Annotated in this window: 18 protein-coding genes; 6 read left to right on the top strand and 12 right to left on the bottom strand. The window is 64.0% G+C overall.

What is annotated here, in order from left to right; translation table 11 throughout:
• Nucleotides 1-17 precede the first annotated feature (17 nt).
• From CN933_RS22225 to CN933_RS22200, 6 genes are all read right to left on the bottom strand, one after another.
• On the bottom strand, nucleotides 18-812 hold the full coding sequence (locus tag CN933_RS22225; protein WP_102762391.1) for a dimethylarginine dimethylaminohydrolase family protein: 795 nt from the start codon (nucleotides 810-812) through the stop codon (nucleotides 18-20).
• Between the two features lie 32 nt (nucleotides 813-844).
• On the bottom strand, nucleotides 845-1,273 hold the full coding sequence (locus tag CN933_RS22220; protein WP_102762390.1) for an OsmC family protein: 429 nt from the start codon (nucleotides 1,271-1,273) through the stop codon (nucleotides 845-847).
• A gap of 19 nt (nucleotides 1,274-1,292) precedes the next feature.
• The gene (locus CN933_RS22215; RefSeq protein ID WP_102762389.1) at nucleotides 1,293-1,748 is read right to left on the bottom strand and encodes an RbsD/FucU family protein; all 456 of its coding nucleotides are present in this window, start codon (nucleotides 1,746-1,748) and stop codon (nucleotides 1,293-1,295) included.
• Nucleotides 1,749-1,872: 124 nt separating this feature from the next.
• Complete coding sequence (locus tag CN933_RS22210; RefSeq protein ID WP_102762388.1) at nucleotides 1,873-4,257, bottom strand: aldehyde dehydrogenase family protein; 2,385 nt, start codon at nucleotides 4,255-4,257, stop codon at nucleotides 1,873-1,875.
• Between the two features lie 4 nt (nucleotides 4,258-4,261).
• The gene (deoC, locus tag CN933_RS22205; protein ID WP_102762387.1) at nucleotides 4,262-5,266 is read right to left on the bottom strand and encodes a deoxyribose-phosphate aldolase; all 1,005 of its coding nucleotides are present in this window, start codon (nucleotides 5,264-5,266) and stop codon (nucleotides 4,262-4,264) included.
• A 130-nt stretch (nucleotides 5,267-5,396) separates the two neighbouring features.
• The gene (locus CN933_RS22200) at nucleotides 5,397-6,140 is read right to left on the bottom strand and encodes a DeoR family transcriptional regulator (protein ID WP_018097046.1); all 744 of its coding nucleotides are present in this window, start codon (nucleotides 6,138-6,140) and stop codon (nucleotides 5,397-5,399) included.
• 264 nt (nucleotides 6,141-6,404) lie between these two features.
• Between CN933_RS22200 and CN933_RS22195 the strand changes: the two genes are divergently transcribed.
• Nucleotides 6,405-11,852 (top strand): alpha-2-macroglobulin family protein, encoded by a 5,448-nt coding sequence (locus CN933_RS22195; protein WP_102762386.1) that lies wholly within the window; start codon nucleotides 6,405-6,407, stop codon nucleotides 11,850-11,852.
• 8 nt (nucleotides 11,853-11,860) lie between these two features.
• Nucleotides 11,861-14,005: a penicillin-binding protein 1C gene (gene pbpC / locus CN933_RS22190; RefSeq protein WP_102762385.1), complete on the top strand. Its 2,145-nt coding sequence runs from the start codon at nucleotides 11,861-11,863 to the stop codon at nucleotides 14,003-14,005.
• A gap of 39 nt (nucleotides 14,006-14,044) precedes the next feature.
• On the opposite strand, the gene CN933_RS22185 is transcribed toward pbpC, so the two are convergent.
• Nucleotides 14,045-14,350: a DUF982 domain-containing protein gene (locus CN933_RS22185; protein WP_018097049.1), complete on the bottom strand. Its 306-nt coding sequence runs from the start codon at nucleotides 14,348-14,350 to the stop codon at nucleotides 14,045-14,047.
• A gap of 374 nt (nucleotides 14,351-14,724) precedes the next feature.
• Between CN933_RS22185 and CN933_RS22180 the strand changes: the two genes are divergently transcribed.
• Entirely contained in the window at nucleotides 14,725-15,204 is a 480-nt protein-coding gene (locus CN933_RS22180) for an Hsp20 family protein (RefSeq protein WP_102762384.1), read from the top strand.
• A 120-nt stretch (nucleotides 15,205-15,324) separates the two neighbouring features.
• Nucleotides 15,325-15,831, top strand: coding sequence for an Hsp20/alpha crystallin family protein (locus CN933_RS22175; protein WP_102762383.1), 507 nt, complete (start codon nucleotides 15,325-15,327; stop codon nucleotides 15,829-15,831).
• 213 nt (nucleotides 15,832-16,044) lie between these two features.
• Here the strand turns inward: CN933_RS22175 and guaD are convergent, their stop codons facing one another.
• Together guaD and CN933_RS22165 are read right to left on the bottom strand one after the other, a co-directional pair.
• Entirely contained in the window at nucleotides 16,045-17,388 is a 1,344-nt protein-coding gene (gene guaD, locus CN933_RS22170) for a guanine deaminase (RefSeq protein WP_102762382.1), read from the bottom strand.
• Nucleotides 17,385-18,623 carry a urate hydroxylase PuuD gene (locus tag CN933_RS22165; protein ID WP_102762381.1) on the bottom strand — a complete coding sequence of 413 codons (1,239 nt, stop codon included), beginning with the start codon at nucleotides 18,621-18,623 and terminating at the stop codon, nucleotides 17,385-17,387. Before CN933_RS22165 ends, guaD begins: the two co-directional genes overlap by 4 nt.
• Before the next feature lie 149 nt (nucleotides 18,624-18,772).
• Here CN933_RS22165 and CN933_RS22160 point away from each other — a divergent pair, with 149 nt between their 5' ends.
• On the top strand, nucleotides 18,773-19,720 hold the full coding sequence (locus CN933_RS22160; protein ID WP_100670432.1) for a LysR family transcriptional regulator: 948 nt from the start codon (nucleotides 18,773-18,775) through the stop codon (nucleotides 19,718-19,720).
• A gap of 11 nt (nucleotides 19,721-19,731) precedes the next feature.
• Here CN933_RS22160 and CN933_RS22155 read toward each other — a convergent pair whose 3' ends face one another.
• On the bottom strand, nucleotides 19,732-20,712 hold the full coding sequence (locus CN933_RS22155) for a quinone oxidoreductase family protein (protein ID WP_102762380.1): 981 nt from the start codon (nucleotides 20,710-20,712) through the stop codon (nucleotides 19,732-19,734).
• Between the two features lie 100 nt (nucleotides 20,713-20,812).
• Between CN933_RS22155 and CN933_RS22150 the strand changes: the two genes are divergently transcribed.
• Nucleotides 20,813-21,205 (top strand): winged helix-turn-helix transcriptional regulator, encoded by a 393-nt coding sequence (locus CN933_RS22150; protein WP_018097056.1) that lies wholly within the window; start codon nucleotides 20,813-20,815, stop codon nucleotides 21,203-21,205.
• Here CN933_RS22150 and xdhC read toward each other — a convergent pair.
• Together xdhC and xdhB are read right to left on the bottom strand one after the other, a co-directional pair.
• The gene (gene xdhC / locus CN933_RS22145) at nucleotides 21,195-22,052 is read right to left on the bottom strand and encodes a xanthine dehydrogenase accessory protein XdhC (RefSeq protein ID WP_102762378.1); all 858 of its coding nucleotides are present in this window, start codon (nucleotides 22,050-22,052) and stop codon (nucleotides 21,195-21,197) included. The two genes, CN933_RS22150 and xdhC, sit on opposite strands and share 11 nt — an antisense overlap.
• Nucleotides 22,053-22,087: 35 nt before the next feature.
• Nucleotides 22,088-24,421, bottom strand: a complete 2,334-nt coding sequence (gene xdhB / locus CN933_RS22140; protein WP_102762377.1) for a xanthine dehydrogenase molybdopterin binding subunit — start codon at nucleotides 24,419-24,421, stop codon at nucleotides 22,088-22,090.
• Nucleotides 24,422-24,434 lie beyond the last annotated feature (13 nt).

The following is a 24,434-nucleotide window of genomic DNA, read 5'->3' as shown; positions in this document are numbered from 1 at the left end:
TCCTGCGCCGGCTCCCGTCAAGCCTTTTCGCTGAACCACCTCAGCGACATGCAGGAAAGCCCCGCGTCGATCTTGCCTATTTCCGTGGTCTTCAGCGGTACGACCCTGTAGCCCGCCTTGTCGAGCATCTCGATCGTCCTGGGAAAATCGGAGCCGACCAAGACCACGTCGTTGACGCGCAGCGCGTTGGCGGCCGGCTCTTCGCCCTCCGGAATGATCATCTGCCGGAACTTCCCGAAGACGCCGGATCGTACAAGACGATCGGTGGAGAGGATCGTCTCGTCGTCGAGGAGCGAGCAGTCGGTCTTGAAATGCAGGACGCCCTCCGGGGTCGCGACGACCTCGCTCTTGCGCCCGAGCTTTTCGAGGCAGGCCTGCAGCGCCGCCGCGCCCGCCTTGTCGGTTCTCGCAGACAGGCCGATCATCACGCTTTCCCGCGTCGTCAGCACGTCGCCGCCGTCCGCATAGCCTTGCGGCAGCTCGAGCACCGTCTCGAACATGTCACGCAGCGTCGGCGCGATTTCCTCGACTTCCTTGACGCGCGTGGCCGCTCCCGGCCGAAGCAGGACCGCCCCCTCTGTGAAGACCAGAGCGGGGTCCTCCACGAAAATCGAGTCCGGAAAGGTCTCGAGCGCCGGCAGGACCGTGACCTTCACGCCGGCATCGCGCATCGCCTCGACATAGGCGTCGTGCTCGGCCTTCACTCCCTCATAGGTGGGGCTGCCGCGATCCTCCGCGCGCAAGCCGTTGACGACCGATCGTGACGGCGAACGCACGATGATGGAATTGAATCGATAGGCCGGACGCGTCATTGCGGACTCTTCTCCCTCAGTTTGACTTTTATTTAAGCCGACACAGTGCTTACGAAATCCGGACTGCCGCGCAACGTGTTGCTGACTGTGCAGATCTCCTCCTCCGCCGCCTCCATGATGGCGTGGCGTACGGTGTCGTCGAATTCGCCCGTGATAACGAAGGCGATGTGGAACCGTGCGACCCGCGACGGTTCGTCATGGGCCTTCTCACCGGTCACCTTGACCGAAACTTCCGCGAGCCGGTCGAGCACGCCGAAACGGCTCGCGGCGATGCGGGCGCTGAGCACCAGACAGCTCGCGAGCGATGCATGGAGAAGGTCGAGCGGCCCGAATCCCGGCTGCGAAGGACTGGTGACGATATCGAGTTCGCCGCCGGTCAGCGATCTCACATGCGGAAAGCCGGTGCGGCCGACGACGGCGGTCGCGCCAGTTTCCCGCGTCCTTACCTTGAGCTCGGCCATGGGCGTAACCTCGCGCGGCTCAGACGTTTTCCGGCGGAACGACGCCCTTGGTGAAAAGAAAGCAGCCGTAGAAGCGGGTCTCGCCGGTGGTGATAACGCAATAGGCCTTCTTTGCTTCCTCGTAGAAGGCAAAGCGCTCGATGCCGTACATCGGAGCGGGCTTCCCTTCGTTGCGGTCGATCTCGGCCTGCACCTCCCGCTGCACTGCCGGGACCTCGTCCGGCGCCCCCATGACTTCCATGCGCCCGGCCGAAGGCTGAAGCGGCGTGTCGAGGGGTAGGACTGAAAGGATCGCCCTTGCCGCGCGCGCCGCCGAAACATTGTCGATGTGCAGCAGTTTGCCGAGCGTGGTCTGCCGCGCGATGGAATCCGATGGGAAATTGGTATCGGAAATCACCAGCGTGTCGCCATGGCCCATCGATCGCAGCGCGTGCAGCACATCGGCATTGAGAGCCGGGTCGATATTCTTGAGCATTCCTGTCCTCCTCCACTGCAAAGCGCGGTCGCATCAGGCCGTTTCTGGCGCGCGCCGTCAACAGCCTGTTGCTCTTTCTCCACGCTTCGATGGGACGACCACCCGCTGATCCAAGAGCGGGATGCTATTCGCCGTAGGGAATCCAGATATTCTTGACGTCGACCGCTCGCCGCAGGAACGCCTGCCCTTCGGCGGCCGAGCGATTCGTCCAGTCGATCGCCCTGCCGTAATCGACGAAGGTACGCTTGAGATTGCCGACGGACAGCTTCTCGACCAGTGTCGAAAGTTCCGGCGAGCCGAACGCCCAGAGCGCGTCCACGTCGTTGTGCGCGGCAAGTGCCTTGGCGAGTTCGATCGCAGATCCGGTGACGATATTGATGACGCCCGGCGGCACGTCCGAGGTCTCGAGGACCGAATAGAAGTCGGTCGCAGCCAGAGGATGCGCTTCGCTCGGCACGGCGACCACCCGGTTTCCGACCGCAATCAGCGGTGCAACAACACTGACAAGTCCGAGCAGCGGTGCTTCCGGGGGGCAGATGACGCCGACGACGCCTTGCGGTTCGGGCATGGCCAGCGCAACGCCGCGCAAGGGCGGCTGGTGAACGGTGCCCTCATACTTGTCCGCCCAGGCTCCGTAGCTGAAGAGCCGCGCGATCGAAGCTTCGACCTCCGCTCGGGCATTGGCTGCCGAAGCCCCGGTCATGGCGGCGATGCGGTCGGCGAATTCCGCCCCGCGGCTGCTCAGGTTCTCGGCGATGTAATAGAGGATCTGGGCGCGGTTATGCGCGGTTGCCGAAGACCAGCCCGTGGCGCCCCGCGCCGCAACGACGGCATTCCGGATATCCTTTCGGTTGCCCTCGCCGACTTCGCCGATCACCTTGCCTTTCGGGGAAAGCACAGGCCGCGAATAGTTCCCGTCCGGCCGAGCCTGCTTGCCGCCGACGAAGAGCTTGGCAGTGCGGTCGAGCGCCGGAACGGCGAAATCACCGGCGGCCTGCTTCGGGGCCGGCAAGCCGTACTCGGCGCGCAGCTTGCGCCCCATCCAGGCCTTCGGCTTCAGATATTCGTAGCAGCCTTCGCGCCCGCCCTCGCGGCCGAAGCCGGACTCGCGTTTTCCGCCGAAGCCGCTCGATGCATCGAAGAGGTTGGTCGCATTGACCCAGACGACGCCGGCCGCAAGCTTGGCGGCAACATGCAGGGCCAGGCCGATCGTTTCGCTCCAGACGCTGGCCGCAAGGCCGTAGCGGCTATGATTTGCAAGCTGGATGGCCTCCTCCGGCGTGCGGAAGGTCATCGACACGGCCACCGGCCCGAAGATTTCCGCGGTCGCGACGACGGAAGTCGGCTGGACCCCGGTCAGCAGCGTCGGCCGAAAGAAGCTGCCGCCCTTCGGCAGATCGATCTTCGGCTGATGCATCGAGGCGCCTTCCGCAACACCCTTCGCCACCAGCTCTTCGATGCGCTGGAGCTGCACCGGCGCGACGATCGCCGCCATATCGATCGCCTTGTCGAGCGGATGACCGACGCGGAGCGTCTCCATGCGCCGCTTCAGGCGATCATGAAAGACCGGGGCCACGCCCTCCTGCACCAGAAGGCGTGAACCGGCGCAGCAGACCTGGCCCTGGTTGAACCAGATCGCATCCACGACGCCCTCGACCGCCGCGTCGATATCGGCATCGTCGAAGACGATGAAGGGCGACTTGCCGCCGAGTTCCAGCGTCAGCGACTTGCCGCTCCCTGCCGTCTTCTCGCGGATGAGGCGTCCGACTTCGGTCGAGCCGGTAAAGGCGATCTTGTCGATATCCTCATGTTCGACGATCAGCGCCCCCGTCTCGCCCTCGCCCGTCACCACGTTCAGCACGCCCGCGGGGAGGCCCGCTGCAGCGGCAAGCTCCGCGAAGAGCAACGCCGTCAAGGGCGTAAACTCCGCAGGCTTCAGGATGACGGAATTGCCGAGCGCCAGCGCCGGGGCAACCTTCCAGGCGAGCATCAGGAAGGGGAAGTTCCAGGGGATGACCTGTCCGACGACCCCCACGGGCACCTGGTCGGCGAATTCCGTCTCCTGCAGCTGTGCCCAGCCGGCATGATGATAGAAGTGGCGAGCGGCGAGCGGAATGTCGATGTCGCGCGTTTCCCGGATCGGCTTGCCGTTGTCGAGCGCTTCGACGACCGCGATCAGGCGCGCATGGCGCTGGATCATTCGTGCGAGTGCATAAAGGTGTCGGGCGCGCGCATGTCCGGAGAGCTTGGCCCACGGGCCTTGCGCCTTGCGCGCCGCCGCCACCGCCGCGTTCACGTCGTCGCGCCCGCCATGTGCGATTTTCGCGAGCAGTTTGCCCGTCGCCGGCTCGAACGTGTCGAACGTCTTGCCGGAAACCGACCCGACAGAGGCGCCGTTGATGAAATGGCCGAACTTGCCTTCATGCCGAGCGAGCCAGGCGCGCGCCTCGGTGTCGGCTTCGGGGGCCGGGCCATAGGACATATCGTCGAAGAAAGTGGCAACGCTCATCTGATTATCCGATCGGGTGTCTGTTGAGGGCCGAATACGCGCCGCTGACATGATGTTCGAGCTGTCGCTCGATATCGGCGAGCAGGCTCGATGCACCGACGCGGAAAAGGTCGGGCTCGAGCCATTCCCGCCCAAGCTCTTCCTTCATGAGGAACTGATAGTTTAGCACGTCCTTCGCGACGGAGATGCCGCCGGCCGGCTTGTAGCCGACCTTGATTCCGGTTCGCTCCTCATAGGCCCGGATCATCCTGAGCATGGCGAGCGTGACGAGCAGGGTCGCGTTCACCCCTTCTTTTCCGGTCGACGTCTTGATGAAGTCGGCGCCCGCCATCATGCAGACGAGCGAAGCCCGCGCGACGTTGCGAAGCGTCTTGAGATCGCCGGTCGCGAGGATGGCCTTGACATGCGCATCGCCACAGGCCGCGCGGAAATCGCGCATTTCGTCGTAGAGCGCCTGCCAATTGCCGGTCAGTACGTGCTCGCGGGTGATGACGATGTCGATTTCCCGAGCACCATCGGCAACCGAGGCTTTGATCTCCCTGAGCTTGACGTCATGGGGAACGAGACCCGCCGGAAAGCCCGTGGACACTGCCGCCACCGGAATTCCGGAACCCTCCAGGGCCTCCACCGCGGTCGAAACGAAGCGATGATAGACACAGATCGCGCCGGTCGTGATACCTCGATCGCCCATGCCGAGCGCTTCGAGAATGTCCTGACGCACCGGCTGGCGCGCCTTGGCGCAGAGGCGTTTTACGCGCTCGGTCGTGTCGTCGCCGTTGAGCGTCGTGAGATCGATGCAGGTGACGGCTTTCAAGAGCCAGGCGGCCTGCGCATCCTTCTTCACGGTGCGCCGGCCAGGCAGCGTCTGAACGCGGCGCTCTGCCGCAGAGAGATTGACGCGCTGATCGAGCACCCAGCACAGGTCGAGCTCGACACCGTCATTGCGCGGCCAGTTGTGGCCCGCGCCGGCGGAGTGCACCGCCGCGCTTCTCAGAGCAAGGTCTTCCAACCGATTTCTCCCCTTCACCCGGACCACCGGCGGCGCGCCTCAAGAGCGAACACCAGAATGTTAGTTTTCTAACACGATATTTGTTAAACTTTCATCATTTCCACCGCCTGTCAAGGCTGGTTGCGCGCGCTCATACTTTTCCAGGCACAGGCGTCAGCGCGGTTTCGCCGTCTTCCGTGATAAGCGACCGGAAAGCACCGGGTGGAGCAAAGAAAGCCGCCTTCAGCTTGCCGAGCTTGCTGCTGTCGGCGACGAGGTAATTCTCGCGCGCCAGCGAAATCACCTTTTGCTTGACCGGCACCTCGTGGAAATGAACGCAGGTCGCTCCCCTCGCCGGGTCTATCCCGGCCGCCGAAAGAAAGGCGACATTGATGCCGAGCTGGTCTAGCGTCTCGATGCCGGGCGCACCGGAAAACGAAGCCGACGACGGGTGATAGACGCCGCCCAGCATTACCATGCGGAGATTTTTCTTCCGCGTCAGCCTTTCGGCCGTGTTCAGGGAATAACAGATCGCCGTAATTGCGTAATCGTCCGGTATCAGCTCGACCAGATATTCCAGCGTCGTACCACAATCGATGAAAATCGTCTCATCCGGGCGAATGTGCCGGGCGGCATGAATGCAAGCCTGCCGCTTGGCGGCGGCGTGACTGTCGGCCGCGCGGGCAAGTTCGTAGGGCGCATCGCTCTCGATCTCGGCGGCCGGGACGATATGGCCGCCCAGATATCCGAACAGCCCAGGATGGTCGGCGACATCACGGCGGACGGTCATTTCCGATACGCCGAGCAGCGCCGCCGCCTCTTTCAGATGCACGACGCGCCGCGCCGAAAGCGCGTCGGACAAGGTGGCGATGCGTGTTTCCCTGCGGCTGGCCATGGCTCTTCCAAATTATAAAGAAAGCATTTTGTGCAATGTTAATCTGTGAGAAATATCACAGGATTGCCTCGGCCCGCAAGCGATCCACCGGGGCAAAGCTGGACGGACGAGCTGGTCTATGGGCTCGTGCTTCAAGGCACAACGGGCGCCGCACAGCCATAGGGTGTCCCCTGAACTCGCCGTTTCCTCGATTGACAACGACCGGCGAAGGTTGAAAGAGTGATGTACAATCGACAGCGGCCAGCGTCGGGGGGACTTTTGTCTATGCGCGCGTTTCTCGGTCTTTCCACTCTTCTCTTCACACTCGTTTCCCTGGGGACGCCGATCGCAGCGGCCGAGCCGGAACGCCGGATCGAGCTTACCAATGATGCCGACTATTTCGGCTTCGATCTGCGCACCGAGCAGAACGTATCGCTCGACCAATGCCAGAGTGCCTGTATCGCCGACCGCTCCTGCAGGGCCTTCACCTACAATCCAAAGGTGAAGTGGTGCTTCCTCAAGTCCGACTTCAACCAGTTGAACACGTTCCCGGGGGCCATTGCCGGCAAGGTCGTCGAAACCGCCGCGGGCGAAGCCGACATCGGGGCACCGCCGCGCCTTGACTTCGTGTCGGACGATCTCCTGCAGCAGGCGCGCGATGTGAAGGCGAACCTCGTTCTGGCCGACGAGCAGCAGGGTTTCGGGGTCAACGGCCTCATCGAGACGGCGCGCAGCGAGTTGACGGCCGGCAACTTCGTCGCCTCCCTCCAGGCCTTCCGCGGTGCGCTTGCGGTAGCGCCGGATGACAGCGCGTTGTGGCTGGAGGCGGCTGAGGCCGCCAACCGGTATACGGGCGGCACGGACCTGGCGAGCGAAGCCGCCCTTGCGGCGCTTAACGGCTATCAACTGACGCGGACCGCGCAAAGTCGCGCGCATGCACTGGCTATTCTCGCCCAGGCGCTCGACAAGCTGCAGAACTATCGTGCCGCGCTCCAGGCCTACAAAGCGAGCCTCGAACTCGTGCAGGCAAAGTCGGTCGAGACGGCTTATCTCGATCTCAAGGCACGGCAGGGCTTTCGGGTCACCGGCCACACGGTCGATGCAGACAGCGCCAGCCCCCGCGCCTGCGTGCAATTCTCCGAGCCGCTTCTGAAGAACGGTCCCGATTATTCCTCCTTCGTAACGCTCGATGGCGCCGCGCCGAAGGCGGTTGAAGCCAAGGGCAGCGAAATCTGCGTCGAAGGCCTGGCGCATGGCAAACGTTACAAACTCGTGCTGAGGCAGGGCCTGCCCTCCTCCGTCGAGGAAGTCATCGAGACCCCCGTGAGCCTCGACGTGTACGTGAAGGACCGCGGGCCGATGGTCCGCTTCACCGGCGACAGCTTCGTTCTGCCTTCGACTGCGCGGCGCGGCATTCCGATCGTCTCGGTCAATACGGAAAGCGCCAAGCTCAAGCTCTACCGAATCGGCGACCGCAACATCTCTTCGCTGCTCACGAGCTCCCAGTTCCTGACCCAGCTCGACGGCTACAGCGAGGAGCGCATCAAGGACGAGAGCGGCGAGCTGGTCTGGCAGGGCAGCATCGACATCGCCACCGAGCTTAACAAGGAAGTGGTGACGAGCTTTCCGGTCGACGAGGCTCTGCCGCAGCGGAAGCCCGGCGTCTACGTGCTGACGGCGAGCTCCGGAACCGGGCTTACACAGGATTGGGACGCCCGCGCCACGCAATGGTTCGTCGTGTCCGACATCGGCATATCGACCTTTGCAGGCACGGATGGGCTTACCGTCTTCGCGCGTTCGCTTGCGAGCGCCAAGCCTCTTGCAGAGGTCGAATTGCAGCTGGTCGCCAAGAACAATGAGGTGCTCGGGACGGCGACGACCGATGCGGAAGGGCGCGCAACCTTTTCCGCCGGACTGATCCGCGGCACGGCCAGCATGACGCCGGCGGCGATCACCGCCCGGAAGGGTAGCGACGACTACGTGTTCCTGGACATGACGCGCGCCGGCTTCGACCTTTCCGACCGAGGCGTCACCGGACGCGCCGCACCGGGTGCGATCGACGTCTTCGCCTGGACGGAACGCGGCATTTATCGCGCGGGCGAAACCGTTCATGCCGCAGCGCTCACCCGCGACGTCAACGGTGCCGCGATCGAGAAGTTGCCACTGACCTTCGTTTTCCTGCGCCCGGACGGCGTCGAGGACCGCCGCCTCGTCAGCGACGGCGGCAAGCTCGGCGGGCACACGCTCGATCTGCCGGTCCCAGAAAATGCGATGCGCGGCACCTGGACGATGCAGATATTCACCGATCCGAAGGGCTCTGCGATCGCCGAGAAGCAGTTCCTCGTCGACGATTTCGTGCCAGACCGCACCGAGTTCGACCTGACGAGCGAGGCAGAGGCGATCGAGGTCGGCACCCCCGTCGAAATCGCCGTCGACGGACGCTATCTCTACGGCGCACCCGCCGCGGGCCTGACGCTGGAAGGCGAAATTGCCGTCAGGCCGACGCGCCGGAGCGAAGCGTTCAACGGCTATTTCTTCGGCCTCGCCGACGAAGAGGCAAGCGAGGACACGCGCCTGCCGCTGGAAGGTCTGGAGCCGCTCGATGAAAACGGCAAGGCGGTTTTCGACGTCGATCTGACCGAGGTCCCCGGAACGACGCAGCTGCTCAACGCCAGTGTGACGGTTCGCATGCGCGAGGCCGGCGGCCGCGCGGTCGAGCGCACATTGACCCTGCCGGTGAAACCCGAGGGACCGATGATCGGCATCAAGCCGGAGTTCTCCGGAGACCTCGCCGAAAATTCTGTCGGGAAGTTCCACGTCATCGCCGTCGGCGCGGACGGCACCAGGACCGCGATGCCGGGTCTCCCCTGGAAGCTGATCAGCGTCGAACGAAACTACCAGTGGTATCGCGACGGCACCGCCTGGAAATACGAGCCGGTCGTCTCCACGAAACAGGTGGCGAGCGGCTCGGCCGACGTGACGGAGGACGGCGCCGAAATTTCCGTCCCGGTCGGCTGGGGCCGTTATCGGCTGGAGATCGAGGCGGCGGCCCTCGACGGGCCGGCTTCGAGCGTTGAGTTCGATGCGGGCTGGTATGTCGAGGCCACCTCGACGGAGACCCCGGACGGGCTGGAGATCGCACTCGACAAGGAAAACTATGCGGTCGGCGAGACGGCGAAGCTCAAGGTCTCGCCGCGCTTTGCCGGCGAACTGCTGGTGACTGTCGGCACGGAAACCCTGGTGACGACGAAGACCGCGGCCATTGCCGAAACCGGCGGCGAGGTGGAACTGCCGGTGACGGCCGAATGGGGTACGGGCACCTATGTCACCGCGACGCTTTACCGCCCGGGCGAAGCGCAGGAGAGCCGCATGCCCATGCGGGCGATTGGCATCAAGTGGCTGGCCGTCGATCCCGCGGATCGAAAGCTCGCCGTCAGCCTGGACGCGCCCGAGAAGACCGAACCGCGCCGGCCGCTCGATATCGGCCTTCAGGTCCGGGGGGCCGGCGCCAACGAAGACGCCTATGTCACGGTTGCCGCAGTCGATGTCGGCATCCTGAATCTGACGCGCTACGAGGCTCCGGACCCAGACGGATGGTATTTCGGCCAGAGGCGGCTCGGGCTCGAGATGCGCGATCTCTACGGACGATTGATCGACGGCTCGCTCGGCGCGACCGGCCGGCTGCGCACGGGCGGCGACGGCGGACAAATGCCGCTCCAGGGCAGCCCCCCGACCGAAAAGCTCGTCGCCTTCTTCTCGGGCGCCATCAAGCTCGACGCCGAAGGCATGGCGAATGTTCGATTCGACATTCCGCAATTCAACGGAGCGGCACGGATCATGGCGGTCGCCTGGACGAAGTCCGGCATCGGCCATGCCGTGAAGGACGTGGTCATCCGCGATCCGGTCGTCGTGACCGCAAGCCTGCCGAAGTTCCTGGCGCCGGGAGACCGGGCCGAATTGCGGTTCGATATCGCCAACACCGACGGGCCGGCGGGCGATTATCAACTGCAGGTCACGACCAACGGCCCGGTCACCGTCGAACAGACAGCGGCCGAAATGGTGAACCTCGGCGCCGGCGGCAAATCCGCTCTTACCCTGCCGCTCGCCGGACAGTATCCGGGAGACGGTCTCGTCACCGTCAGGCTATCGAACGCCTCGGGCCTGTCGCTGGAGCAGACGCTGAACATTCCTGTCCGCCCGGCAGCCCTGCCGGTCACTCAGCGTCATGTCGTCAATGTCGCCGCCGGCAGCAGCCTCACGGTGGACGAGCAATTGCTCGCCGACAGCCTGCTGCAGGGCGCTTCGGTCAGCCTCAACGTGACGCGTTCGGCCGCCTTCGACGTGCCGGCGCTTCTGATGACGCTCGACCGCTATCCCTATGGCTGCGCTGAGCAGACGACGAGCCGCGCCTTGCCGTTGCTCTATCTCAGCGAGCTTGCCAAGCAAGCCGGGCTTGCCGACGACGAGGGCGTCAAGAAGCGCGTGCAGGAGGCGATCTATCGGGTCCTTGCCTATCAATCCTCCACCGGCAGTTTCGGCCTTTGGAGCCCCGGCTCCGGCGATCTCTGGCTCGATGCGTACGTCACCGATTTCCTTACCCGCGCGCGGGAGCAGAAATTCGACGTGCCGGAACAATCGATGGTGCAGGCGCTCGAAAACCTGCAGAACGCGCTGAGCTACGAGACCAACGTCAAGGACCGCGGCAACGAGATCGCCTATGCGCTCTATGTCCTGGCGCGCAACCGCAAGGCCGCGATCAGCGATCTGCGTTATTATGCGGACACGATGCTCGGCGATTTCCCGACCCCGCTCGCCAAGGCCCATATCGCCGCGGCGCTCGCGCTCTATGGCGACGCCCGGCGCTCGCAGGATATCTTCGCGGCCGCGGCCAACATGTCGACTGGGCTCGTCAATGTCAGCCTCGCCCGCTCCGACTACGGCTCTTCGCTTCGCGACGGCGCGGCCGTGCTGGCGCTGGCAGCCGAGAGCCGGCCCGTGCCGCCGATCATTCCCGAGCTTTCCAGGGTCGTCGCACGGGAATGGCAGCAGGCGAGATACACGAGCACCCAGGAGCAGACCTGGATGCTCCTGGCCGCACGCGCAATCCAGGGGGGCGACGAAGACATGAGGATCGAGGTCAACGGCGCAGCGCGCACGGGCAGTTACGCCGCCCGCATGACCGGCGATGCGCTGATCGAGCACCCGGTCGTTATCCGCAACGAGGGCATCGACATGGTCTCCGCCGTCGTGACGACGGTGGCGGCGCCAGCCCAGCCGCTCTCGGCCGGCGGCGAAGGCTTCTCCATCGAGCGGAGCTATTACACGCTCGAGGGAACGGCCGCTAATGTCAGCGAGGCCCGGCAGAACGAGCGCTATGTCGCGGTGCTGAAGGTGACCGAGAGCAACGACTGGCCGTCCCGGGTGCTTATCACCGACCTCCTGCCCGCCGGATTCGAGATCGACAATCCAAGCCTCGTCGACAGCGCCCAGCTTTCGAATTTCGAATGGATCGGCCAAGTTGAGGCTGCCCATACCGAATTCCGCAGCGACCGCTTCGTGGCCGCCTTCGACCGTTCGGCTGGCGACAACCGCGAAATCACCCTCGCCTATGTCGTACGCGCGGTGACGCCCGGCACATACGACCATCCGGCCGCGAGCGTGGAGGACATGTACCGGCCGCAATTCTCGGCGCGCACGGCGACGGGACGCATGGAGGTGCAGGCAGCCCAGTAGGACGCAGGATGATGTTCTCTCGGCGAAAGTCGAACCGCAAAGGCATTGTGGCAGCAGCCCCACGCGACCCATCCAGACGCGGCCGGGCGATCGTCGCCGTATCCCTCGTCCTGATCCTGTCCGCTCTCGCAGTCTTCACCCTCGAATGGGCCGACAGGGCCTTTCCGCCGCCGCTCTCCGAGGCCGAAGCGGTCTCGGCCGAAGTTCTCGACAGAAACGGCCACCTCCTGCGCGCCTTCGCGACCAAGGATGGCCTGTGGCGGCTGAAGACGACCGCGCAGGACGTCGACCCGCGCTTCATCGCAATGCTGATCGCCTATGAGGACCAGCGCTTTCGCGAACATCACGGGGTCGATCCGTTGGCGCTCGCTCGTGCCGCGCTGCAGTTCATCACCAGCGGCCATGTCGTTTCCGGCGCTTCCACGCTCTCCATGCAGGTGGCGCGCCTTATCGAGCCGCGGGAGAGACGCACGCTGGCGGCGAAGCTTCGGCAGGTGGCGCGCGCCATCCAGATCGAACGGCGCCTCGGCAAGGACGAGATTCTCGATCTTTATCTGACCCATGCGCCCTATGGCGGCAATCTCGAGGGCGTGCGCGCGGCAAGCCTCGCTTGGTTCGGCAAGGAGCCGCGCCGCCTCTCGGCTGGAGAGGCAGCACTGCTCGTCGCATTGCCGCAACTGCCGGAAAAGCGCCGGCCCGACCGCAATCTTCCCGCCGCCGAAGCGGCCCGCAAACGCGTGCTCGCCCGCGCCGCTGTCGCCAGGGTGATCGGCGAAGGCGAAGCGGAGCGGGCGGCGATGACCGCCATACCGACGCGCCGGCTGCAGCTTCCCGCCCATGCTGCCCATCTCGCCGAGGCGGCGCGACGGAAGCATCCGGCGGAGCGCAGGCATCCGACAACGCTTAGCCGCAATATCCAACGGGGCCTCGAAGGCGTCGCCCGCGAAGGTGCTGCAAGGCTCGGTCCCAAAGTGTCGGTCGCCATGGTCATGGTCGATAGCAGGACCGGCGAGATCGTCGGCGAAGTTGGCTCGGCCGACTATTTCGACGCAAGCCGCTCGGGCTGGATCGACATGACGCGGATCACCCGCTCCCCCGGATCGACGCTGAAACCCTTCATCTACGGTCTTGCCTTCGAGGAGGGTCTCGTCAGCCAGGAGACGATCATCGAAGACCGGCCGGCGGACTTCTTCGGCTATCGGCCGCGCAATTTCGACATGAATTATCAGGGCGACGTCAGCGTGCGCGAGGCGCTGCAACTGTCCCTGAACGTGCCGGCGATCCGCCTGCTCGATGCCATCGGTCCGTCGCGCCTGATGGTTCGCTTCCGGCGCGCCGACGTCAGGCCGAAATTGCCGCCGCACGAGGCGCCGGGGCTTGCGATCGGCCTCGGCGGCGTCGGCATCACGCTTCGCGAGCTCGTACAGCTCTATGCGGGCCTGGCGAACCAAGGCTGGCCGGTGCGCCTCGGCAACGGCATCGAAGGCGTCCCCGGTCCCATCGACGGCGAACCGCTCCTGTCGACGGTCGCCGCCTGGCATGTCGCCGACATACTCTCCGACGTGCTGCCACCGGCGGGAAGCCGCCGGCACGGCATCGCTTATAAGACCGGCACCAGCTACGGCTATCGCGATGCCTGGTCCGTAGGCTTCGACGGCCGCTATGTGCTCGGTGTCTGGGTCGGCAGAGCCGACAATGGCGCCGTGCCCGGCCTGACCGGTTATGGCGCGGCGGCGCCGATTCTGTTCGAAGGATTTGCCAAGGCGGGGATCGCCATAACACCCCTGCCCGGCCCGCCCGCAGGCGCCGTCCGGCTTGTCCAGGCCGATCTGCCGATCAGCCAGCGGCGCTTCTCGGTCACGGCGAACGGGCTGCTTTCGGCCTCGGCCCGTGAAGCGGCGCCGCAGATCGTGTTCCCGCCGGAAGGCGCCCGCGTCGAGCTTGGCGCGCATGGAGACGGCGAGATCACGCCCTTGACGCTGAAGCTCCAGGGCGGCCGGGCGCCCTTCCGCTGGCTTGCCAATGGCCGCCCGCTACCCGACGTGACCCGACGGCGCGTCAGCCAGTGGCTGCCGGATGGCGGCGGCTACTCGACGCTCACGGTTATCGATGCGCTGGGGCGTGCCGCCAGCGTACGCGTCTTCGTCCAGTGAAACGAACGGACACTCCACGCGACCGCCGGTCCGCCTCCTTCACGCCGTTTGCGCAGCCTTGACGCTATCGCCCTGCGGCTCGCGGGCCGGCGGTGCCATGACGAGCGGCATGCCCGCTTCAAGGCAAGCGGCGATGAAGGCTTCCCGCGCTACTGCCGCCGGCGTCATCCGGTTCAACGCCCGCCGACAGGTCCGCACCGCCCGTTCGTAGCGCTCGCCCTTCCTGAGCGGCCACTCGTTTTCCAGGAAATCGAGAGCCTCGTAAACGGAGGCAAAAGTGTGCGTCAGACCGTTGGAAAGGCGCACGGTGAGAGGGATCGTCCAGGGAATCTCATTGAGAAGCATTTTTCCTCCTTTCCTATGCCGTCAATGAACTGCACGCCCGCTGCACTCTCACGGGTCGAACGAACCAGGCAGCGCTGCGAGGTGCCATATTGATCTCTGCGCGTTTCGAAAACGTATCGCGCTCACCAGATATTGGAGCGGAAAAGGTAAATTCAAGAACCTCGATCAGCGGCTTGAGCCCTCGTTCGAACGGCCGGTTTTGCGGCCACCGCCGGCCCGGAGCAACGGACGAAAATCGATGCCCGGAGACCCTTGAAACCCGGCTTCGAATGACTAAATCGGGTGCGAGAGCCGCCTGTAAGGGGCTCGCAGTCGAGGAGCTCCGTTCTCTTCGGCGCTCCTCATCGTCCATGTTGCTCAAGGAGGATATGGCTATGAGAACAAGCTTCGATTTCTCGCCGCTGTCGCGCTCCAGCGTTGGCTTCGAACATCTGTTCGACCTCTTGGATTCCGCAAGTCGCCTGGCGCCTAATGACAACTGGCCGCCCTACGACATCATGCGGGTCGGTGAGAACCAGTACCGGATCGCAATGTCGGTAGCGGGGTTCACCCCGGACGAGATCACCATCACGCACGAGCAGCAGATGTTGACCGTTACGGGTGCGAAAACCGGGGAAGACGACACCGAGTATCTCTACCGCGGTATTGCCGCACGCAACTTCGAGCGTCGCTTCCAGCTCGCCGACTTTGTCAGCGTCACCGGCGCCAACCTCGCCAACGGCCTGCTCAAGATCGACCTCGTCCGTGAGCTTCCCGAGCAGATGAAGCCGCGTCGGATAGAGATACATCAGGCAGAGGCATTGCCGACCGGCGAGGCCTCGAAACAGATCGAAGGCGAGAAACACGCAGCGTAGCTGCGCATGCCAATCGCACCGAAGCGCCGGCGGACGCTGACGCTTCGGTTCCGGAATGGGGAGCGGGAGAGGCCGCAAGACCCCACACCCCGCTCCCAATGCAAAGAAAGGAACGGACCGATGAATGTACGTGATCTCATCCCATGGGGCCGCGCGCAGGGCCAGGTGCCGGCTTCCTATCGTGACAACGACCGAAATCCCTTCCTGGCGCTCCACAGGGAAATGAACCGCCTGTTCGACGACGCCTTCCGCAGCTTCGAAACCCGCCTGCCCTTCAGCGGCTTTACGGGTTTTGCAGGCGGCTGGCCGAGCGTGGAGGTCTCCGACCGGGATAAGGAAATCAAGGTGACCGCTGAACTGCCGGGTCTCGAGGAAAAGGATGTCGAACTGTCCTTGTCCGAGGGCGTGCTGTCGCTGCGAGGCGAAAAACGGGCAGAGACCGAGGACGAGGAAAACCAGTTCTCTGAGCGATATTACGGTCGCTTCGAACGGCGCATTCCGCTCGGATACGAGGTGGATGAAAGCAGGGTGAATGCGACCTTCCGCAATGGCGTCCTGACGGTGACCCTGCCGAAGACCGAGCAGGCCCAAGCGAAAGCCAAACGCATTGCGATCAACGGGCGGTAGTTGCCCGTTGCGGTCCCCGCCGTCGGCGAAGGCCCCTGATCCGCCTGCCGGAACCTTCTCCCCGCAGGCGGGGCGAAGGGTTTCGCGGCACCTTCCCCGTCCCTCGCGAAGCTCACGGAGACCGGCGCTTGTCCCCTCTCCTTATCTAAATGGGGCGAGCTGCCGGCAGGCGGATGCGGGCCTGCTGCACGCTTCCTTTGATCGTACTTTCAGCTATGCCGTCGCCAGTGCCCTCACGGCCTCGGTCTTCATCTCCCGCCGTCCGCACTTCATCTGCCTGCCCGCCACATACACCTCGGCCACCGAGCGGTCGTCGCCCATGGTCTGTAGAATGAAGAGCTCTTCGGCAAGCGTCGAGGCAACCTGCATCCTGAGCTCCATGGCCGGCTTGGCACGGCTGTCAAGGACGACGATGTCCGCATCCGCGCCGGCATGCAGCGAGCCGATCCGGTGTTCGAGATCGAGCGCGCGCGCATTGCCGAGCGTCAACATGTAGAAGGAATTGAGCGGCGAGAGCCGCTGGCCCTGCAGGTGCAGGACCTTATAGGCTTCGTCCATCGTTTCCAGCATCGAGAAACTCGTCCCGCCGCCGACGTCGGTCGCAACCGCATGGCGTGCGCCGAGCCTGTCGAAACGGTCGCGATCGAAGAGCCCGCTGCCCAGGAACAGGTTCGAGGTCGGACAGAAGACGCCGACCGCTCCGGTCTCTGCGAGGACCGAAATCTCGCGGTCGCTCAGATGGATGCAGTGGCCGAGCAGAGTCTTGCGGCCGAGCAGCTCGTAGCGCGCATAAATGTCGGTATAGTCCTTCGCTTCCGGAAAGAGCGAGGTGGCGAAAGCGATCTCGTCCCGGTTTTCGGACAGGTGGGTCTGAACGTAGCAATCCGGATGCTCGGCCGCGAGCACGCGGCTCACCTCCATCTGCTCCGGCGTCGAAGTGATCGCGAACCGCGGGCTGATCGCATAATGCGCGCGGCCGCGGCCGTGCCACCTGGCGATGAGCGCCTTCGTCTCGTCATAGCCCTTTTCCGGCGTGTCTTGCAGCGCGTCCGGCGCGTTGCGGTCCATCATCACCTTGCCGCCGATCATCAGCATGTTTCGCTCTTCGGCCGCGGTGAAGAAGGCATCGACGCTTTCCGGATGCACAGAACAATAGGCAACTGCGGTGGTCGTGCCGTTGGAGAGGAGTTCGTCCATGAAGCGGCCCGCGATGAAGGCGGCGTGCTTGGGCGACTTGAACTTCTGCTCCTCGACGAAGATATAGGTGTTCAGCCATTCGAGGAGCTGCGCACCGTAGGAGGCGATAGCCTGTGTCTGCGGGAAATGCAGGTGCGTATCGATGAAGCCGGGCATTACGAGGTGCGGCCGATGATCGGCGACCTCTGCGCCGGGGCCCGCCTGCCTCGCTATGTCGCCGTAAGGACCGACGCCCTCGATCTTGCCGTTCCTCACGAAAACGGCGCCGTCCTCGAAGTACCGGTAGGAGCCGGCATCGTCGATGCTCTCGGGTTCCTTGACGAAAGTCAGCACGCGGCCGCGGATCAAGAGATCGTTCATTGGACCTTTCCTTCCTTTACGGTCGTCTCGTACCAGGAGGCGATAAGCTGGCGTTCCTCCTCGGTGATGCCGGTGACGTTGGCAGGCGGCATGGCATGCGATCGCCCCGCCTGCAGGTAGATTTCGCGGGCATGCGCGACGATGTCGCCGTCGGCTTCGAGAACCACGCCCTTAGGCGGCACGATTATGCCTTCCCATCCGGGCTCGCGCGCATGGCACATGGAACAGCGGCCAAGCACGGTATCGCGCACTTTGGAAAAGTCCGGCGACGCGACGACGGCCTCGACGGCCGTCGAAGCCTTGGCCTCTCCGCCTTCGGAGAGGACCTTGGGCACGGTGGAGAGCCACATGATGGCGATGAACAGAAGCACCGTCGCGAGCCATGTCCAGGTCGGGCTGCCCTTGTTGGCGTGGCGGGTGTTGAACCAGTGACGGATCGTGACCCCCATGAGGAAGACCAGCGAGGCGATGATCCAGTTATACTGCGTGCCGAAGGCGAGCGGATAATGGTTCGAAAGCATCAGGAACAGCACGGGCAGCGTCAGATAGTTGTTGTGCGTCGAACGCTGCTTCGCCTGTTTTCCGAGCGCAGGATCGGGCGTACGGCCTGCGATCAGGTCGGCAACGACTTTCTTCTGGTTCGGGATGATGATGAAGAACACGTTGGCCGACATGATGGTCGCCGTGAAGGCGCCGAGATGGAGATAGGCCGCCCGGCCCGTGAAGAGCTGGGTGTAACCCCAAGCGACGGCAACGAGGATGAAATAGAGCAGCACCATCAGCCGCGTATTGTCGTTGCCGAACGGCGAACGGCAGATCGTGTCATAGGCAAGCCAGCCGAAGCCGAGCGAAGCCAGCGAGATGGCGATGGCCATCGGCTTCGAGACGTCGAGCACGTTCGGATCGATGAGGTAGAGGTCCGCGCCGGCATAATAGACGAGCGCAAGCATGCCGAAACCGGAGAGCCAGGTGACGTAGGACTCCCACTTGAACCAGATCAGGTGCTCCGGCATGTTTTCCGGCGCAACCAGATACTTCTGGATGTGATAGAAGCCGCCGCCATGCACCTGCCACTCTTCGCCGTAGGCGCCGACCGGCATGCCCGGACGCTGCTTCAGCCCCAGGTCGAGCGCGACGAAGTAGAAGGATGAGCCGATCCAGGCTATGCCGGTGATGACATGCAGCCATCTCACCGCAAATGTCAGCCAATCCCAGGCGATGGCATACTCGTACATTGAGTTCTCCCCATTTCTCTCGCGCTCATTATGTGTCATTGCTTGGGGAGGCGGGAACGGCGCTATCGCACCAACTCTTTCAAAAAAAACTATAAAATCGAAGAGGGGCCGGAGCGCTACGTTCGCGCCGGAAGAGCAGAGGCGGAAGCATGTCCTATCTCGATAATGTGCGTGTGTTCGTGCGCGTCGTGGAACTTGGAACGCTGTCGGCAGCGGGCCGCGATCAGCGCGTCACGCCGGCGGTTGCCAGCAACAGAATCAAGGAGTTGGAGCGGCATATGGGCGTTCGCCTGTTCAACCGCACCACCAGAAAACTGACGCCGACCGAGCACGGACGAGTCTTCTACGAAGGCGCGGTAAAGATCCTCGAAGCGGTGAACGAGGCGGAGAGCGCCATTGCCGATCTATCAAGAAATCCGAAGGGAGCGCTGAAGATCACCGCCCCGCTCGGCATCGGCCGGCGACTGATCGCGCCCGGCATACCGGAGTTTCACGACCGCTACCCGGATATCGAGGTGCGGTTGCGCCTCTCCGATCATAATGTCGACATCCTTGCCGAGGGCGTCGACATCGCCTTCAAGCTCGGCATACTCGAGGATTCGAACCTGCGCATGCGCGGCATCATGAACTGCGACCGCGTGCTCTGCGGGTCGCCTCGCTATTTCGAAAGGCGCGGCATCCCTTCGTCGCCGGACGACCTCCTAAGCCACAGCCACGACTGTCTTCTGCTGCGCTATCCCGGGTCGAAGGAGTATTACTGGACCTTGCAGACACCGGATGGCGTTCGCAAGTTCGAGGTCGGCGGTCCCTATGATTCGGATGATGGCGACGTGCTCACCCAGTGGGCGCTTGACGGACGCGGCATCGTCAACAAGCCGCTCTTCGAGGTGAAACAGCATATCGACGAGGGCTTGCTCGTCCCGGTGCTCGAGGAGACGCCGCCGCTCGGCGCCCAGCTTGCGGCGATCTACCCGCACAAGCGCTTCCAGGATCCGAAGGTCCGGCTGATGATCGACTTCATGGCCGAGCGCTGTCAGCGGCTGATCGGCAAGATGCTTGCCGAGCCTCATGAGGTGCAGGAGCGTTCAAGCGCTTGAGCGCAGCGCGCTCAGGGCACAAGCACGACCTTACCGATCGTTCGGCGGCTCTCGATCGCCCGGTGTGCGTCCGCTGCCCGATCCAGCGAAAAGCGGCTGTCGATCGCGACCGTCAATGCGCCCTCTTGCGCCCGGTTGAAAAGCTCGGTGAGATCCGCCTTCAATCCGGCGAGGTTCAAGAGCGGCAGTAAGGCGAAGCCGCGCAGGGATTGGTTCAGTGCGAACATCGATTCTGCTTGCCGGGTGCTCAACGCAAACCTGCCGAGGGCCCCGAAAACCAGCTCTCCCGCCGGTGCCAGCAGATCGATCGCAGCGTCGGTAAATTCGCCGCCGACGAAATCGTAGAGAATGTCGATCCCGCCACCGTTCAAAGCCCTCCTGAGCGTTGCCCTCCAATCAGGGGCCGCATAGTTGATGCCGACGTGAGCACCCATCGAACGGGCGAAGTCGAGCTTTTCCTCCGAACTCGCAACGGCAACGATCGTCCGCGCACCGCCTTTCCTTGCCAATTGCACGAGCAGTGAACCTACACCGCCTGCCGCAGCGCTGATCAGCAGCGTTTTGTTCTGCAGCGCGCTTTGCCGGACGAGATAAAGAGCCGTGAGGCCCTGTACCATCATGGCAACAGCCGCTTCGAAGGAAAGTCCGTCCGGGATCGGCACCAGCATCGCGGCCTCGACCGCCACATATTCGGCATATCCGCCGGTACCCCGCCCATGAGCGAACATCGGGGCCGCGACACGACTGCCGACGAGATCTTGAGGAAGATCCTCTCCGACCGCTGCGACGACGCCGGCGACCTCCACACCCGGGATCATCGGCAGTTCGGGCGTGACCGCGTAGCGGTCCTGCCGCATCAGAACCTCGAAATAGTTGACGCCAACGGCACCCACGCGGACGAGCGCCTCGCCTCTGCCCGGGCTCGGTGTAGGGACATCGACGCTTCGGAGCACGTCTGGCGCCCCGAAGCGGCGAAATTCAATGGCCTTCATAAGAACTTACCTCGAAACTATTGGTTTGCGCGGCTATTTAAGGGTAGTCTTCGGACCGCATCTACACACTCTTTCGTTCCATACTGACCAATGGGTAACCATGGCCGAGATCATAAAGAAATTGCCGGTGCTGCCCTCCGAGCGCGCACTCAAGGTGATCTCCGGACGCTGGAAAGCCATCATCCTCTACCATCTGTTCGATAGGCCGAAGCGGCTTTCCGAGTTACGAAGGCTGATACCCGCCGTCAGCCAGAAAGTGCTGATCCAGCAGCTCCGCGAAATGGAGGAGCATGGCCTCGTACACAGGGAGATTTTCCGCGAGATACCGCCGCGCGTCGAATATTCTGCGACGACGCTCGGCCTCAGCCTCGAGCCGGTCCTGCTGGCACTCTGCGAGTGGGGTCAGCGCCACGCCGCCGAGCTGAACGAGGCCGATCGCGTAACAGACTGCGTGATCCGCCCGCGAAAGGGCGACAACCGGCCTATGCCTTGATCGCTCTCTGGCTCTTCGGGATGAGCGCGCGAGGCTGCAGATGGCGGTTCAGCGCCGCGGTCATTATCTCGGCCGCGGCAAGGGCTGCGATCACCGGCGGCCGCTTGTCCTTCACCACCGTACCGCCGATCGGGCAAACCAGCCTCTCGAAAAGCTCAGGACGATTGACCTCTCGCGACAGCCAGTTCTTGAAAGTCGCGCGCTTCGTCTTCGAACCGATCATGCCGACGTAACTGGCGTCTTCGCGCCCGAGCGCCTCAGTCGCGATCAGGAAGTCGAGTGCGTGATCGTGGGTGAGGACGACGAAGGCGCTGCCCGGCGGCGCGTCGCGCACGACGGCTTCGGGCATTGCGGTCAGGCAGGTCTCGATACCCGGCACGTCGGCGGCCGAGAGCTCATGTTCGCGGGTGTCGACGAGAACGGTCCTGAGCGGCACGTGCGACAGCGCCATGGCGAGCGCGTTGCCGACGTGGCCGGCGCCGAAGATATAGACATGGGGCCGATGCGCGATCTCATCGTCGCTGCGCTCGATGAGTGTCGCACGCGTGTCCGCATCGACCTTTTTGAAGGAAAGCGCGACGTGGCCGCCGCAGCATTGGCCGATCTCCGGGCCGAGGGGGATCGCCATTCGAAGATCCGCCTTCGCCCCCTGAACGAGTTTCCGCGCGTGGTCGATCGCCATGAATTCCAGCTGTCCGCCGCCGATCGTGGCGAAGGTGCGGTCTTTTGAAACGAGCATCCAGGCATCGGCATCGCGCGGCGTCGAGCCTGCCGCGCTCGCCACCTCGACAAGCACGCAGGCCCTTTCACGGGTCAGGAAATCCCGGATGTCTTCTCGGCGCGCCATCTCAGTCATCCATTATCTTCGCCGCGCGATCGTCCCTACCCGACCCGGTGAGCGCGCAGGCGCTCGACCGCCATCAGCACGCGTTCCGGGGTTGCCGGGGCATCGATGCGCGGCGGAATACGATAATCCGCGACGCTCGCCGCTGCCATGGATATCGCCTCCAGAACCGAAATCCCCAGCATGAAAGGAGGTTCCCCGACCGCCTTCGAGCGCCGGATCGTCTCCTCCCGGTTGACGGACCATTCGGCCAGGCGCACGTTGAACACGCGCGGGCGATCGGAGGCGAGTGGGATCTTGTAGGTGGAGGGCGCATGCGTCCGCAACCGGCCCTTGGCATCCCACCAGAGTTCCTCCGTCGTAAGCCAGCCCATGCCCTGCACGAAGGCGCCTTCGACCTGGCCGAGGTCGAGCGCCGGGTTCAGCGACTTGCCGACATCGTGGATGATATCGGTCCGGTCGACCTGGTACTCACCGGTCAGCGTGTCGACGCTGACCTCGGAGCAGGAGGCTCCGTAGGCGAAGTAATAGAATGGACGCCCCCGCCCTTCGGCGCGACTCCAGTGGATCTTCGGGGTCTTGTAAAAACCGGCCGCCGAAAGCTGCACGCGCGCGGCATAAGCCGCCTTGATGAGATCGGTAAAGGCGATGCGTCCGGCGCCGATCCGGACCGTGTTCGGCTCGAAGGCGATATCAGCTTCGCTCACCCCGTAGTGCTCGGCCGCGAAGCGCACGAGCCGCTCCTTGATCTGCTGACAGGCATTGGCGGCTGCCATGCCGTTGAGGTCCGAGCCGGACGAAGCGGCCGTCGCCGAGGTGTTCGGCACCTTGCCGGTCGAGGTCGCGGTCACCTTTATATGGTCGAGATCGACCTGGAACTCGTCCGCTACGACCTGCGCCACCTTGGTGTAGAGCCCCTGCCCCATCTCCGTGCCGCCGTGGTTCAGCTGGATTGAGCCATCCGTATAGACATGGACCAGGGCGCCGGCCTGATTGTATTCCGTCTTGGTGAAGGAGATTCCGAACTTCACCGGCGTCAGCGCGATGCCGCGCTTGATGACGGAGCTCTCGCGGTTGAAGGCGACGGCCGCCTGCCGCCGGGCGGCATAGTCGGACGAAGCCTCGAGCTCCTCGATGATCCGGCCGATGATGTTGTCCTCCACCGTCTGGTGGTACGGCGTCAGGTTACGCCCCTCGCCGCCGTAGAAATTGAGCTTGCGGATTTCGAGCGGGTCCTTGCCGAGCGCGTAGGCGACGTCTTCGATTATCCGCTCGCCGCCGACCATGCCCTGCGGTCCGCCGAAACCCCGGAATGCGGTGTTCGAGACCGTGTTGGTCTTCAGCGGGCGCGAGCGCAGCCGCACGTTCGGGTAGAAATAGCAATTGTCGGCGTGGAAGAGCGCGCGATCGGTCACCGGTCCGGAAAGGTCGGCCGAGAAGCCGCAGCGGGCGGCGAAGACCGCGTCCACCGCCTCGATGCGGCCTTCGTCATCGAAGCCGACCTTGTAATCGACGTGAAAGTCGTGGCGCTTGCCGGTCGCCGTCATGTCGTCGTCGCGGTCCGGGCGCACCTTGATCGCGCGGCGATATTTCCTCGCGGCCACTGCCGCAACCGCAGCGAAAAGATTTGCCTGCGTCTCCTTGCCGCCGAAGCCGCCGCCCATCCGCCGGACGTTCACGGTCACTGCATTCGACGGCACGCCCAGCACATGGGCGACCATGAGTTGCGTCTCGCTCGGATGCTGGGTCGAGGAAAAGACCGTCACTTCGTCATCCTCGCCGGGGATCGCAAAGGAGATCTGGCCTTCGAGATAGAAGTGATCCTGGCCACCGATGCGCATTTCGCCCGAAACGGTGTTTTTCGCCTTGGCAAAGCCGGCGTCGATGTCGCCGCGCTCGAGCTTCAGGGGATCGATCACCAGCGGATAGTTCGCAGCCGCCGCTTCGAGAACATCCGTCACGTGCGGCAGATCGCGGTAATCGATCTTTACCTTGGCGGCCGCGCGCCGGGCGGCCTCGCGCGAGGTCGCGATGACCGCGAAGATCGGCTGGCCGTGGAACTCGACCTTGCCGGTCGCGAAGACCGGATCGTCGTGCTTGTGCGCCGGACTGATATCGTTCTCGCCGGGTATGTCCTCCGCCGTGAGCACTCCCACGACACCAGGACTGTTACGCACCGCCTCGAAATCCACCGACAGGATTTCGGCATGCGCGCGCTGCGAGAGCCCCAGATAGCCATGAAGGGTGCCCGCGGGCTCGGGAATGTCATCGATGTATTCTGCGGTTCCGGAAACGTGCTTGTGACCGGATTCGTGGCGTTCCTTGTCGTGGACGGCGCCGCGGACGCGATCGACGGGCTGCATCACATTCATGGGTCCACCCTCC

Source organism: Sinorhizobium sp. M4_45, from assembly GCF_002885915.1.
Taxonomy (GTDB): domain Bacteria; phylum Pseudomonadota; class Alphaproteobacteria; order Rhizobiales; family Rhizobiaceae; genus Sinorhizobium; species Sinorhizobium meliloti_A.
This window is presented reverse-complemented; position numbering and strand designations above follow the sequence as displayed.